Genomic DNA, 13378 nt, shown 5'->3' with positions numbered 1-13378 from the left:
TCGCCTCGTCGCGGACCCCGGCCGAGCCGACCGAGTGGACGCCTGAGCGAGCCGACCGGCTGACTGTCCGACCGGCTCAGCGTCGGGTCGCGGCCACCCAGCGTTCGACGAGGCCGGTCGCGGCTCCGCTGTCGATGGCCTCGGCCGCACGGTCCATCCCGGCACGCACGTCACGGTCGAAGTCGCCCTCCGACGCCCCCGTGTCCGGACGCGTCAGCGCGAGCGCGATCCCGGCGTTGAGGAGCACGGCGTCCCGGACGGCTCCCGTCGCGCCGGCGAACACGTCACGGACCACGCCGGCGTTGTGCGCCGCGTCGCCGCCGCGCAGCTCCTCGATCGGGTGCAGCTCGACGCCGAGGCGAGTGGGGTCGAGCGAGCGTTCGGTGATGGAGCCCTCGCGGACCCACCACACGTGCGTCGTCGTCGAGACGGTGACCTCGTCGAGACCGTCGTCGCCGCGGAACACCGCGGCGTCCTTGCCACGGTGCGCGAAGACGCCGGCCAGCAACGGGGCCATGCGGGCGTCCGCGCAGCCCACGGCGGCATACGTCGGCTGGGCCGGGTTGGTCAGTGGACCGAGGAAGTTGAACGCCGTCCCGATGCCGAGGTCGCGGCGCGGCACCGCGGTGTGACGGAACGAGGGGTGGAAGGTCTGCGCGAAGCAGAAGGTGATGCCGGCCTCCGACGCCACCTCGACGACACGCTCGGGAGGCAGGGACAGGTCGACGCCGAGGGCCTCGAGCACGTCCGCCGAGCCGGACGACGACGAGGCGGCCCGGTTGCCGTGCTTGACGAGACGCACGCCGGCAGCCGCGGCCACCATCGCGGACATCGTCGAGATGTTGACCGTGTGGGCCCGGTCGCCGCCGGTGCCGACGATGTCGAGGCTCGGCCCCGGCACCTCGATCCGCCGCGCGTGGGCGAGCATCTGCTCGGCCAGGCCCCGCATCTCCTCGATGCTCTCGCCCTTGGCGCGCAGGCCGATGAGGAAGCCCGCGACCTGAGAGGGCGTGGCCTCCCCGCTCATGATCTGCCCCATGGCCCACTCGGCCGTCGGCCGATCGAGGTCACGACCGGCGATGAGGTCGGTCAGCAGTGCAGGCCAGGTCGTCGCGTCGGGCGCCATGCGTCAGGCCGTGGGCACGCCCGAACGCGCGAGCGTGGCGATGGCCGACGTCAGCGCGATCGGGTCGAGCGGGTGCGGGACGGCCAGGTCGGCCTGGGACCAGGCGGCGAGCCAGCTGTCCTGCGGACGGCCCGTGAGCACGACGATCGGGGGGCAGTCGAAGATCTCGTTCTTGAGCTGCTTGGCCAGGCCCAGGCCGCCGACCTTGGCGGCCTCGCCGTCGAGGACGAGGATGTCGAAGCGCTCGGACTCGACCGAGCTGATCACGGCGTCGGCCGTCGCGCACTCGTGCCAGCGGACCACCTCGACGTCCCTGGCGGGGCGACGGCCGACCGCCGCGCGCACCGCGTCACGGGTCGTGATGTCGTCGCTGTAGAGCAGGACGCTGACCCGCGCCACCGGCCGCTGCGCGCCGGTCGTCGTCGCGATGTCGGTGGACGTGCCCTGCGCTGCGCTGTCGTTCGAGGCGGTCATGCGACCGATGCTACCGGGCGGGTCGCGACCGACCGCACCGACCTCCCCACCCGCGAGACGACGCCTCAGACCGACGTGGGAGGGTGGTCCCGGACGGCCCACGACACGGCTGTTCAGGGTTCATGTCGGAATGGTCACGAATCCTCTACACCCGCGCGAGAAAGGGCCCCGAAGCGGGGGGTCCCTCGCACAGCCGGACAGGAATGTGGGAATAATGTCCAACGTGGCGACAGCATCGGCAGTTCCTTCAAGCGCAGTAGCGAATCCGGCCCATCACGGGCCGGCGACCCGCCCCAACATGGTTGCCGTCGGCACCATCGTGTGGCTCTCCAGCGAACTCATGTTCTTCGCGGGTCTCTTCGCGGTCTACTTCCAGCTCAGGTCGGTCCGCGGTGACCTCTGGGCGGTGCAGACCGAGAAGCTCAACCTGCCCTTCGCGAGCGTCAACTGCCTCGTGCTCGTCATCTCCTCCGTGTGGTGCCAGCTCGGCGTCTGGAAGGCCGAGCGCGGCCAGAAGGCCCGCACCGGCAAGCTCCTCGACATCAAGGGCTGGGGCATGCGCGAGTGGTACGTCCTGACGTACCTCTTCGGCGCCTTCTTCATCGCCGGCCAGGTCATGGAGTACTCCGAGCTCGTCCACGAGAACGTCACGCTGAGCTCCGACGCCTACGGCTCGGTCTTCTACATGGCGACCGGCTTCCACGGTCTGCACGTGACCGGCGGCCTCATCGCCTTCCTGCTCATCATCGCCCGCACCTTCACGACGCGGCGCTACACGCACGCCAACGCCACGGGCGCCGTCGTGACGTCGTACTACTGGCACTTCGTCGACGTCGTGTGGATCGCGCTCTTCGCGACCATCTACATCCTGCGCTGACCCCCGGCATGATCGCGCAGCTGCACCCGACCCCCACCTCCATGGACGACAGGAACCCACAGTGAACGCCTTGGCCGCCCGACGCCGACACCCCGCCGCGATCGCGGTGCTGCTGCTGCTCGGCCTCCTCGTGACCGGTGGCGCCTACTCCTTCCTCGCCCCCAAGGACGCCAACGCGGCGGCTCCCACGGCGGCCGCCGACGACGTCGCCCACGGCAAGGACCTCTTCATCGCCAACTGCGCCACCTGCCACGGCGTCGGTGCCCAGGGCACGAAGTCCGGCCCGTCGCTCGTCGGCGTGGGCGCCGCCTCGGTCGACTTCCAGGTCGGCACCGGACGTATGCCGCTCGCCGGCCCGAACGTCCAGGCGCCCCAGAACAAGGTGAAGTTCGACGACGCCCAGATCTCCGCCCTCGCGGCCTACGTCGCCTCGCTCGGCCCCGGCCCGGCGATCCCGGAGGAGAAGTACACGACGGTCATCGAGCCCGGCACGCCGGAGAACAACAAGGCCATCGCCGAGGGTGGCCAGATCTTCCGCGTCAACTGCGCGATGTGCCACAACTTCGCCGGTGCGGGCGGCGCCCTGACCCGCGGCAAGTACGCCCCGGCGCTCGAGGGCACCACGCCGAAGCACATCTACGAGGCGATGGTGACCGGGCCGCAGTCGATGCCGGTCTTCAACGACATGAACCTCACGCCCGAGGCGAAGCAGAAGGTCATCTCCTACCTCAAGGCGCAGGAGAACGAGACGAACGTCGGCGGCCTCACGCTGGGCAACCTCGGCCCGGTGTCCGAGGGGCTCTTCGCGTGGGTGTTCGCGCTCGGCATCCTCATCGGCTGCGCCGTCTGGCTCGGCAAGAAGGCAGCATGAGCCCGCGCTGCATCGCCTCGATCACGAACGACGACAGGACCACGACCCGATGAACGAGAACGACACCACGGACCACGGGACCAGCACGTCCCTCGTCCCGGCGTCCGACGCCGGAACCGAGCGACTCCCGGCGTCGCTGATCAGGGGGGTGGACCAGTTCGAGAACCCCGGTCTGCCGGCACACGTGCACCGCGCCGCCGACGACGACCCCGCGGCGGCCAAGCGCGCCGAGCGCCAGGTCGCGACGATGTTCGGTCTGTCGATGCTCGCCACGCTCGTCTTCTTGGTCAGCTACTTCGCCATCCCCGACGAGGCGACCTTCTTCTTCCCCGGTATCGGGATCGCCAAGACCCAGAACGTCGTGCTCGGCCTGTCGCTCGGCTTCGCCATCTTCCTCATCGGCATCGGCGCCGTGCACTGGGCCAAGACGCTGATGTCCGACGAGGAGATCGTCGAGGAGCGCCACGAGCAGGCCTCGACGACCGAGCAGCGCGCCAAGGCCGTCGCCGTCGTCAACGAGGGCGTCGCGTCGACGCAGCTCAACCGCCGCCCGCTCCTGAAGTACTCCCTCGGTGGGGCGCTCGGCCTCTTCGCCCTCCCCCTCGGCCTGCAGGTCGCCGGTTCGCTCGGCCCGACCAACGTCGAGGAGCTCAAGCACACCATCTGGGACCCGAAGGACAACGGCGGCAAGCCGATCCGGCTCATGCGTGACCCGGAGATGACGCCGATCCGCTTCGACGAGGTCACGTCCGGCTCGGTCTTCCACGTGATGCCCGAGACACTCCAGAAGTACATCGACGAGGGCAAGCACGTCCTCGAGGCCAAGGCCAAGGCGGCGGTCATCCTGATCCGCCTCGACCCCGACCTGATCAAGGTGCAGAAGGCCAAGGACTGGGGCGTCGACGGCGTCGTCGCCTACTCCAAGATCTGCACCCACGTGGGCTGCGCGGTCGGCCTGTACGAGCAGCAGACGCACCACCTGCTCTGCCCGTGCCACCAGTCGACCTTCGACCTCACCGAGGACTGCGCCGTCATCTTCGGCCCGGCCAAGCGGCCGCTGCCGCAACTCAAGATCACCGTCGACGACGCGGGCTACCTCGTCGCCCCCGCAGGCTTCGCAGAGCCCGTGGGACCGAGCTTCTGGGAGCGTGCGCGATGAGCACCATCAACGAGACTCGTCCCGCGGACGCACTCCGCGCCGGCGACCGCCAGGCCGACGAGCGCGCGTCCGCCACCAAGCCGCTCGGCGGCATCGCCGGCTGGATGGACGACCGCCTCGGCGGTGCGAAGGGTGTCTCCTTCCTCGCCAAGAAGGTCTTCCCCGACCACTGGTCGTTCATGCTCGGCGAGATCGCGATGTACTCGATGATCGTCTGTCTGCTGACCGGTGCGTTCCTCACCTTCTGGTTCGTGCCCAGCGCCAGCCAGGTCGTCTACGACGGCTCCTACGTCCCGCTCCAGGGCGTGACGATGTCGGACGCCTACCGTTCGACGCTCGGGATCTCCTTCGACATCCGCGGCGGTCTGCTCATCCGTCAGATCCACCACTGGGCCGCCCTGATCTTCGTCGTGTCGGTCTTCGTCCACATGGCGCGCGTCTTCTTCACCGGCGCCTTCCGCAAGCCGCGTGAGATCAACTGGGTCTTCGGCACCATCCTGTCGCTGCTGGCGTGCATCGAGGGCTTCGCGGGCTACTCGCTCCCCGACGACCTGCTCTCGGGCACCGGCATCCGCGCCATGAACGGCTTCATCCAGTCGGCGCCGGTCATCGGCTCCTACCTGTCGTACTTCATCTTCGGAGGCGCGTTCCCCGGCGAGGCGATCATCCCGCGCCTCTACTCGGCGCACGTGCTGCTCATCCCGGCCATCCTCGTGGGCCTCTTCACGGCGCACATCCTGCTCGTCTTCCTGCACAAGCACACGCAGTTCCCCGGACCGGGCCGCACCAACAAGAACGTCGTCGGCTACCCGCTCCTGCCGGTGTACATCGCCAAGGCCGGTGGCTTCTTCTTCATCGTCTTCGGCGTCATCGCCCTCATCTCGGCGGTCGTGACGATCAACCCGATCTGGGCCTACGGTCCGTACGACCCCTCCCCCATCACCGCGGGCTCCCAGCCCGACTGGTACATGGGCTTCGCCGACGGTGCGCTGCGACTGCTGCCCGGCTTCCTCGAGTTCGAGACGTTCGGCTTCACGTGGAGCATGAACATCTTCCCGGGCTCGCTCATCCTGCTGCCGCTCATGTGGACGATCATCGGCGTCTACCCCTTCGTCGAGTCGTGGGTGACCGGTGACAAGCGCGAGCACCACCTGCTCGACCGTCCGCGCAACGCGCCGACGCGCACCGCCATCGGCATCGCCGGCATCTCGATGTACGTCGTGCTGTTCCTCGCTGCCGGCAACGACCTCATGGCGATCAAGCTGCACCTGTCGATCAACGACATCACGCAGACGCTGCGCGTGCTCTTCTTCGTCGCGCCGCCGGTCGCCTTCTGGATCACCAAGCGCATCTGCCTCAGCCTGCAGCGCGCCGACCGCCAGAAGGTCCTCCACGGTCGTGAGACGGGCACGATCTGGCGGCACGCCGACGGTCGCTTCGAGGAGATCCACGCTCCGCTCACCCCCGACGAGCGCTGGGCCCTGGTCCAGCATGAGTCCCACGAGCCGCTCGAGCTCACGGCGGGCAAGGACGCCAACGGCGTCGACAGCCCCATCGCCGGCAAGGAGCGCCTCCGGGCGAAGTTCTCGAACTTCTACTTCCGCGACCGCGTCGCCCCGGCCACCCCGTCCGAGCTCGAGGCGGCCCACCACGAGCACGAGGACCACGCGGCCGCGCCCGACGGCGGGCACGAGGCCATCGAGCCCGCAGGGGCCGGCCAAGAGCGCGAGACGATCAAGGCCGACAAGCAGCACGGCTGACGCCTGGTCGCCTCCGGCGACACCGACACGAGAGGGACCTCCCGGTGCGGGAGGTCCCTCTCGGCGTCCGGCGACGCACCGTGACCCGAGATGTCGGTTATGAGAACTTTCTGAGATGTCGTCGAGAGCATCTGGGCGCACGGCCGTACCCCCGTCCCCCAACGACAGGCAGGTTCCATGCTCGACACGATCTTCGGCCTCCCCGTCCATCCCCTCATCGTCCACGCGACCGTCGTCGTTCCGGCCGCCGCCGTCACGGTGCTGCTCTCCGCCGTGTGGCCGCGCTTCCGTCGGTGGGCCGCCTGGATGCCGCTGGCGCTGTCCGTCCTCGCGGTGGTGCTCACTCCCCTGTCGACCGAGTCGGGTGAGTCCCTCGAACGACACGTGGAGCACAGCGACCTCATCGAGACGCACTCACAGCTCGCCGAGGGGTTGCTTCCGTGGGTCCTCGGACTCGCCGTCGCGGCGGCCCTGCTCTTCGTCGTGGCCCGCCGGGAGCGTCGGGCCGTGCCCACCGTCGCGCCGAGCGCCTCGGCCGCAGACCCGACCGACGAGACGCCCGCCCGCACCTCGCTCGTGCCGCGCTGGCTCCTCGTCGCCGGCGCGGTCGTCGGCCTCGTGGCGGCCCTCGGGACGACCGTGCAGGTCGTGCGCATCGGCCACAGCGGCGCGCAGGCCGCCTGGTCCGACTCCGTGTCCCAGACCCCGGCGCCGGCCGGCGGCGACGACGGCAACTGAGGACGCAGCCGTGCTCCGCGCAGCAGCGGGCCACGGCCACCCCTCGGGGCCGTTCGGCCCGCGTGACAGACTCGGCCCATGCACCTGTCCGAGGCCGAGTTCGAGGAGGCGGTCGGGGACGCCCTCGACTCGATCCCCGAGGAGCTCGCCCGCGCGATGGACAACGTCGTGGTCCTCGTCGAGCAGGAGCCCCCGCCCGATGACCCCGAGCTGCTCGGCGTCTACGACGGGACCCCGCTGACCGAGCGGGACGGCTGGTGGGACGCTGGCTCGCTCCCTGACCGCATCACGATCTTCCAGGGCCCCCTGGAGCGGATGTGCGACACCGCCGCCACGCTGCGCGAGGAGATCGCCATCACCGTCGTGCACGAGGTGGCCCACCACTTCGGCATCGACGACGACCATCTCCACGAGCTGGGCTGGGGCTGAGCTCCGCACCGGGCCACCGTCGGGGCCACAGCGGGCCACAGCGGGCCACAGTTGGGCCACAGCGCGGCCACCTGCGGCGTCGCGCCGCGCGACGTCTCGCAGGCGGGACAGTTTTGTCCGGTCCACCCCGAGCGCCCCTTGTCGTCGCAGCCTGCCGGGGATACCGTCGAGGAACCGTTCAACCGATCGGATGGAGGTGCGTCAGATGTTCTCTCCCACACGATCGCACTGCGAGCCGCTCGGGCCGTGAAGGTCAGGGTCGGATCGAAGGGGAAGGCCACGGCCTTCCCCTTCGCGCTGTCCGGACCCGGAGGACCCGTCGTCAGGGTCGGGCGACGACGTCATCTCCGCAGCACGTTCGTACGTCCGGCGTGGAGGCTCGTCGACCCGACGAGCTCCGGCCGACCGCGACGAAGGGCCCCGGTCGGCGACCGGGGCCCTTGCGACGTCAGGCTCGAGATCAGATGGAGTACTCGCCCGAGAAGGACTCGAAGACCCACAGGCACACCGCGACGACCGCGAAGACGGCGCCGATGATGAAGAGCCACCAACCGATCGCGAGGCCGGCGAACATGATGGCGCCGGAGCCGGCGAGCCACAGGGGCGTCCAGGAGCTGGCGACGAAGTAGCCGTAGTTGCCCTCGGCGTCCTCGATCTCACCGGCGGCGTTGTCCTCGGGGCGCAGCGGCAGCTTCTTGCCGGTCATCCAGAGGTAGAAGCCGGTGAGCGCGAACAGCAGTGCGGTGAGGATCAGCGCCGTGACGCCGATCGGCTCCTCCCACTTGGACCAGAAGCCGTACATGAGCACGACGGGGACGAAGAAGACGAACAGGTAGAGGAAGAGCTTGGTCTCGACGCGCATCGGGATCAGTCCTCACGCTTCTGGGTGCTGGCGGTGGCCTTCTCGGAGCCGGCCACGTCGGCCGGGCCCATGACCTGGACGAGAGTGCCCTGGTCGGCGACGGGCGCGACACCCGTTGCGGACTCGGGGTGGTGCAGGTCGAACGCGGGGCGCTCGGACCGGATGCGAGGCAGCGACGTGAAGTTGTGGCGGGGCGGCGGGCACGAGGTGGCCCACTCGAGCGACGCGCCGTAGCCCCACGGGTCGTCGGACTCGACGAGCGGCGCCGTGCGCCACGTCTTCCAGACGTTGTAGACGAACGGGATCATCGAGGCACCGAGCAGGAACGCGCCCAGGCTCGAGACGATGTTCGCGAGCTGGAAGCCCTCTTCCGGCAGGTAGTCGGCGTAGCGACGGGCCATGCCCTCGACACCGAGCCAGTGCTGGATGAGGAACGTCATGTGGAAGCCGATGAAGAGCATCCAGAAGTGGATCTTGCCGAGCGTCTCGTCGAGCATCCGACCGGTGAGCTTGGGCCACCAGAAGTAGTAGCCGGCGAACATCGCGAACACCACCGTGCCGAAGACGGTGTAGTGGAAGTGCGCGACGACGAAGTAGCTGTCGGACAGGTGGAAGTCGAGCGCCGGGCTGGACAGGATGATGCCGGTCAGACCGCCGAAGAGGAACGTGACGAGGAAGCCCATCGCCCACAGCATCGGCGTGGCCATGACGACCTTGCCGCCCCACATGGTGCCGATCCAGTTGAAGAACTTCACGCCGGTCGGCACGGCGATCAGCATCGTCATGACCGCGAAGAACGGGAGGAGCACCTGTCCGGTGACGTACATGTGGTGCGCCCAGACGCTCGCCGACAGGGCCGCGATGGCGATCGTGGCGAAGACGAGGGTCTTGTAGCCGAAGATCGGCTTGCGCGAGAAGACCGGCAGGACCTCGCTGATGATGCCGAAGAACGGCAGCGCGATGATGTAGACCTCTGGGTGCCCGAAGAACCAGAACAGGTGCTGCCAGAGCATGGCCCCACCGTTCTCGGCGTCGAAGATGTGCATCCCGAAGCGCCGGTCACCGCCGAGGGCGAAGAGGGCAGCCGCGAGGATCGGGAACACGAGGATCGCGAGCAGCGAGGTGATGAGCACGGTCCACGTGAAGATCGGCATGCGGAACATCGTCATGCCGGGCGCGCGGAGGCAGATGATCGTCGTGATGAAGTTGACGGCACCGAGGATCGTGCCGAAACCTGCGAGCGCGAGACCGAAGACCCACAGGTCACCGCCGACACCGGGCGAGTAGCTGACGTCGGACAGCGGCGCGTAGGCGAACCAGCCGAACGCGGCAGCACCCTGGGGCGTCAGGAAGCCGATGGACGCGATGAGGCCACCGAAGAGGTAGAGCCAGTACGCGAACATGTTGAGGCGCGGGAACGCGACGTCGGGCGCACCGATCTGCAGCGGCATGACGGCGTTGGCGAAGCCGGCGAAGAGCGGCGTGGCGAAGAGCAGCAGCATGATCGTGCCGTGCATCGTGAAGAGCTGGTTGTACTGCTCGGGGTTGTCCACGATCTGCAGGCCGGGGGCCATGAGCTCGGCGCGGATGAGCAGCGCCATGAGGCCGCCGAGCAGGAAGAAGATGAACGACGTGATGAAGTAGAGGTTGCCGATGACCTTGTGGTCGGTCGTCGTCACCCACTTGACGAAGGTCTGGCCCTTGGCCAGGCGCGGGCGGGCCGCGGCCGTCATGCTCGGGGCCTGCGCCTCGCGGTTGTACGTTGCGGAGGTCATCAGTTGCTCCCAGTGCGAGCCGGTGCGGGGATCTTGTCGATGTCAGCCTGGACCATCTTCTCGCGGCTCACGTCGACCGGGATGAGGCCCTCCTGGCCGATGGCCTTGAGGTGGGCCATCTCCTGGTCGTACTCGGCCTGCGGGACGACCTTGACCATGAAGAGCATCTGCGAGTGGTAGGCGCCACAGAGCTCGGCGCACTTGCCCTGGAACGTGCCGACCTGCGTGGGCGTCAGCTGGAACTTGTTCGTCTTGCCCGGGAGCATGTCCATCTTCATCATGAACGCCGGCACCCAGAAGCTGTGGATGACGTCGCGGGCGTTGAGGACGAACTCGACGCGCTTGTTGACCGGCAGGTAGAGCACGGGCATCTGCGCGCGCTTGCCCTCGGTGCCGTCGAGCTCGGTGTGGACTCCGGTCTCGTGGACGTTGGAGTCGACGTAGTTGAAGTCCCAGCTCCACTGCTTCGCGACGACGCTGACCGTGAGGTCCTTCTTCGTGCTCGTGTCGACGAGCCTGGCCTCGTCACGCGCGGTGTAGTAAAAGAAGACGGCCACCATGAAGACGGGGATGACCGTGTAGAGCATCTCCATCGGCACGTTGTAGCGCAGCTGGACGGGAAGCGTCTCGTCGCCCTTGCGCTTGCGGAAGCGGATGGCGGCGTAGAGCATCAGGCCCCACGTGAGGGCCCCCACCAGGAGGACGGCGATCCAACTGCCGATCCACAGGTCGGTGACCCGCTGGCCGCTGTCGGAGACCACCGGGGGCAGGTATCCGTTGGACACCTGTCCCTGGCAACCGCTGAGGGCCAGTGCGGCGAGGCCGGCGATCCCGGCGAGGCGCAGCCCGGTGCGTCGCCGCCCGGTCTCCCCCACCACCGTCGTCACCACCGGCGTTGCCGCTGGGGTGTCTTCGTGCTCAGGCACCAGGTGCACCTTTCGTTCCGTACGTGGGCGCGCAGGGCGCGCGTCGAACGTGTTCACGTCAAACCGTCTGGGCACCAAGGCCCACGGCGCAACCCTACCGTCCCTCTTGTCACGCTGTCCGCAGGGGGCGGCTAACGTTGCGGAGTGGTCAGTCACGATCCGGGCACGAACGTTGGACCCCGTCCGTCCGCCCCTTCCGGAGGCTCCCAGCGGGTGTCCGGCGGGCTCCCCGACGACCGTCAGCACGACCGCGAGCCGGCACCGGTGGCGACGCCCCGGTCGACCCGGTCACCGGGCGTGCGGCGGCTGCTCGACGCCTCGTCCGGCCCGCTCCACCCCGTCGCACGCGACACCTTGCAGGCCGCGATCGAGGTCGGCTGGGCCGACCCCGCCCGCCTGCACGCCGAGGGGCGCCGGGCCCGGGCCCTGCTCGACCGCTCCCGCGAGATCGTCGCCGCCGGTCTGGGGGTGCGACCCACCGAGGTGAGCTTCCTGCCCAGCGGGCCGACCGCGCTGGCCCGGGCCGTCGACGGGGTGGCGTATGCCGCCCGCCGGCGTGGGGGGCGCACCGTGGCCTCCGCGGTGGAGCACTCCGCCGTCCTCGTCCCGGGACGGGCGCGGGCGGCCGCGGCCGACGACGCGTCCCTGTTCGCGGAGGTCGAGGTCGACCCCCTGGGGCGGCTCGACCTCGACGCGTGGCGGAGCGCCCTCGCGGTCCCCGGCACCGTCGTGGCGGCGTTGCAGAGCGCGAACGGCGAGGTGGGCACGCGCCAGCCTCTCGGGGCGGCCCGTGATGCCGCCGCGGCCCACGGCACACCCCTCGTGGTCGACGCCACGGCGTCCCTCGGACGCGACGACGTGCCTGCGGACTGGGACGTCCTCGTCGGTGACGCACGGTCGTGGGGCGGACCACCGCTCGGTGTGCTCGTCGTCCGCGAGGGCGTGCGCTGGCACTGGTCCGAGGCCCGCGCCGACGTCGAGCACGGCCGTGCGGACGTCACGCCGTGGGTGCCGCTGGCCCTCGCCGCGGCCGAGGCGTGGCAGCAGACGACGGCCACCCGTGCCGCGGACACACAGGTGACGCGCGCGCTCGTCGACGACATCCGCCGCGCCGCCTCCGCGGTGCCCGACACCGAGGTCGTCGGGGACCCGGACGACCGGCTCCCCCACGTCGTCACCTTCTCCAGCCTCTACGTCGACGGGGAGGCCGTCGTCGGGGCCTTCGACGCCGCCGGCTTCGCGGTGGCGAGCGGGTCGGCCTGCACGTCGAGCACGCTGGAGCCGAGCCACGTGCTCGCGGCGATGGGGGTCCTGACCCACGGCAACGTGCGCGTCACCCTGCCTTTGCCCGCGGTCTCCCCCGCCCTCGCCGACGACGTCAGCGTCTTCACGGCCGCCCTCGCCCCGACCGTCCGCGCCGTGCGCGACCAGCTCGGGGTCGGTGACCTGTGACCGACGACCCGAGCGTCGTCGACGCGCGCGGCGAACGCTGCCCCCTGCCCGTCATCCGCCTCGCCCGCCTCGTCCGCGACCGGCCGGACCTCGCGACCGTCACGGTCCTGGCGACCGACCCGGCCGCCGCCCACGACGTCCCGGCCTGGTGCCGGATGCGGGGCCACCGCTTCGTCGAGGCGCGTGCGGAGGGCGACCACACGGCATACCTCGTCGAGGTGGTCAGGCCCAGCGGGCCGGGAGCGGCGCGTTGAGCACGGTCGGCAGGATCGCGAGGTACTCGTCGCGCGGGACCTCGCGCACGCCGAGCGTGGCCAGGTGCGGCGTCTGCCACTGGACGTCGACGAGGCGGCGGGGGTCCCCGTCGGCGATGAGCAGGTCGCGCAGACCGACGAGGGCGACCTTCGAGGCGTCACGCTCGTGGTGGAACATCGACTCGCCCGCGAAGAGTCCGCCGATGGCGACGCCGTAGAGGCCGCCGACGAGCTCGCCGTCCTGCCACGTCTCGACCGAGTGGGCCCACCCGGCGTCGTGGAGCTCGACGTAGGCGTCGACGATCTCGGGGGTGATCCAGCGACCGTCCCGGTCCGGGGCCGCGCAGGCCTCGACGACCCCGCGGAAGTCGGAGTCGACGCGCACCTCGAACCGGGCCACGGCCTTGCGCAGCGACCGGCTGACGCGCAGCTCGCGCGGCCGCAGGATGCCGCGGGGGTCCGGTGACCACCACCCGATCGGCTCGGCGCCGTGGTCACCGATCCCCATGGGGAACACGCCGACGGAGTAGGCCTCGAAGAGCGTCGCGACGTCGAGGTCGGCGCCGATGCCGATGAGGTCCTCCCCCGGGGGGACGCGGTCGAGCGCGAAGTCCCAGGGGGTGGACGGCGGCGGCGTGGGCACTGACGGGCTCCGGCTCTCGTGGGGGTGGGCTG

14 protein-coding genes are annotated in these 13378 nt (G+C 70.0%); 8 read left to right on the top strand and 6 right to left on the bottom strand.

Annotated features, from left to right (window positions below):
* Positions 1–76 precede the first annotated feature (76 nt).
* Both trpD and AC1DW8_RS14195 read right to left on the bottom strand, forming a co-directional pair.
* Positions 77–1126 carry an anthranilate phosphoribosyltransferase gene (gene trpD, locus AC1DW8_RS14200; protein ID WP_478094796.1) on the bottom strand — a complete coding sequence of 350 codons (1050 nt, stop codon included), beginning with the start codon at positions 1124–1126 and terminating at the stop codon, positions 77–79.
* A gap of 3 nt (positions 1127–1129) precedes the next feature.
* Entirely contained in the window at positions 1130–1600 is a 471-nt protein-coding gene (locus AC1DW8_RS14195) for a response regulator (RefSeq protein ID WP_056781286.1), read from the bottom strand.
* Positions 1601–1814: 214 nt separating this feature from the next.
* Between AC1DW8_RS14195 and ctaE the strand changes: the two genes are divergently transcribed.
* The 6 genes from ctaE (at position 1815) to AC1DW8_RS14165 (ending at position 7434) form a co-directional block, all read left to right on the top strand.
* On the top strand, positions 1815–2477 hold the full coding sequence (ctaE, locus tag AC1DW8_RS14190; protein ID WP_081633962.1) for an aa3-type cytochrome oxidase subunit III: 663 nt from the start codon (positions 1815–1817) through the stop codon (positions 2475–2477).
* Positions 2478–2538: 61 nt separating this feature from the next.
* Complete coding sequence (gene qcrC, locus AC1DW8_RS14185) at positions 2539–3348, top strand: cytochrome bc1 complex diheme cytochrome c subunit (RefSeq protein WP_056781121.1); 810 nt, start codon at positions 2539–2541, stop codon at positions 3346–3348.
* A 49-nt stretch (positions 3349–3397) separates the two neighbouring features.
* Positions 3398–4507 carry a cytochrome bc1 complex Rieske iron-sulfur subunit gene (qcrA, locus tag AC1DW8_RS14180; protein WP_056781123.1) on the top strand — a complete coding sequence of 370 codons (1110 nt, stop codon included), beginning with the start codon at positions 3398–3400 and terminating at the stop codon, positions 4505–4507.
* Positions 4504–6267, top strand: coding sequence for a cytochrome bc1 complex cytochrome b subunit (gene qcrB, locus AC1DW8_RS14175; RefSeq protein WP_056781126.1), 1764 nt, complete (start codon positions 4504–4506; stop codon positions 6265–6267). The genes qcrA and qcrB overlap by 4 nt, the downstream gene beginning before the upstream one ends.
* A gap of 177 nt (positions 6268–6444) precedes the next feature.
* Positions 6445–7005 (top strand): DUF2231 domain-containing protein, encoded by a 561-nt coding sequence (locus AC1DW8_RS14170; protein WP_478094792.1) that lies wholly within the window; start codon positions 6445–6447, stop codon positions 7003–7005.
* Positions 7006–7083: 78 nt separating this feature from the next.
* Positions 7084–7434, top strand: coding sequence for a metallopeptidase family protein (locus AC1DW8_RS14165; RefSeq protein WP_056781133.1), 351 nt, complete (start codon positions 7084–7086; stop codon positions 7432–7434).
* 460 nt (positions 7435–7894) lie between these two features.
* Here AC1DW8_RS14165 and AC1DW8_RS14160 read toward each other — a convergent pair whose 3' ends face one another.
* From AC1DW8_RS14160 to ctaC, 3 genes are read right to left on the bottom strand one after another with little or no spacing between them, the layout of a single operon-like run.
* The gene (locus AC1DW8_RS14160; RefSeq protein WP_056781137.1) at positions 7895–8296 is read right to left on the bottom strand and encodes a cytochrome c oxidase subunit 4; all 402 of its coding nucleotides are present in this window, start codon (positions 8294–8296) and stop codon (positions 7895–7897) included.
* A 5-nt stretch (positions 8297–8301) separates the two neighbouring features.
* The gene (gene ctaD / locus AC1DW8_RS14155) at positions 8302–10071 is read right to left on the bottom strand and encodes an aa3-type cytochrome oxidase subunit I (protein ID WP_200959053.1); all 1770 of its coding nucleotides are present in this window, start codon (positions 10069–10071) and stop codon (positions 8302–8304) included.
* Positions 10071–10961, bottom strand: coding sequence for an aa3-type cytochrome oxidase subunit II (ctaC, locus tag AC1DW8_RS14150; RefSeq protein WP_478094955.1), 891 nt, complete (start codon positions 10959–10961; stop codon positions 10071–10073). The genes ctaD and ctaC overlap by 1 nt, the downstream gene beginning before the upstream one ends.
* Positions 10962–11210: 249 nt before the next feature.
* Between ctaC and AC1DW8_RS14145 the strand changes: the two genes are divergently transcribed.
* Together AC1DW8_RS14145 and AC1DW8_RS14140 are read left to right on the top strand one after the other, a co-directional pair.
* On the top strand, positions 11211–12449 hold the full coding sequence (locus AC1DW8_RS14145) for a cysteine desulfurase family protein (protein ID WP_478094789.1): 1239 nt from the start codon (positions 11211–11213) through the stop codon (positions 12447–12449).
* The gene (locus tag AC1DW8_RS14140; RefSeq protein WP_056781144.1) at positions 12446–12703 is read left to right on the top strand and encodes a sulfurtransferase TusA family protein; all 258 of its coding nucleotides are present in this window, start codon (positions 12446–12448) and stop codon (positions 12701–12703) included. Before AC1DW8_RS14145 ends, AC1DW8_RS14140 begins: the two co-directional genes overlap by 4 nt.
* Here the strand turns inward: AC1DW8_RS14140 and aat are convergent.
* Positions 12672–13346: a leucyl/phenylalanyl-tRNA--protein transferase gene (gene aat, locus AC1DW8_RS14135; RefSeq protein WP_478094786.1), complete on the bottom strand. Its 675-nt coding sequence runs from the start codon at positions 13344–13346 to the stop codon at positions 12672–12674. The two genes, AC1DW8_RS14140 and aat, sit on opposite strands and share 32 nt — an antisense overlap.
* Positions 13347–13378: the final 32 nt, after the last annotated feature.

The sequence above is a fragment of the Terrabacter sp. P2_E3 genome (assembly GCF_056403915.1).
This window is presented reverse-complemented; position numbering and strand designations above follow the sequence as displayed.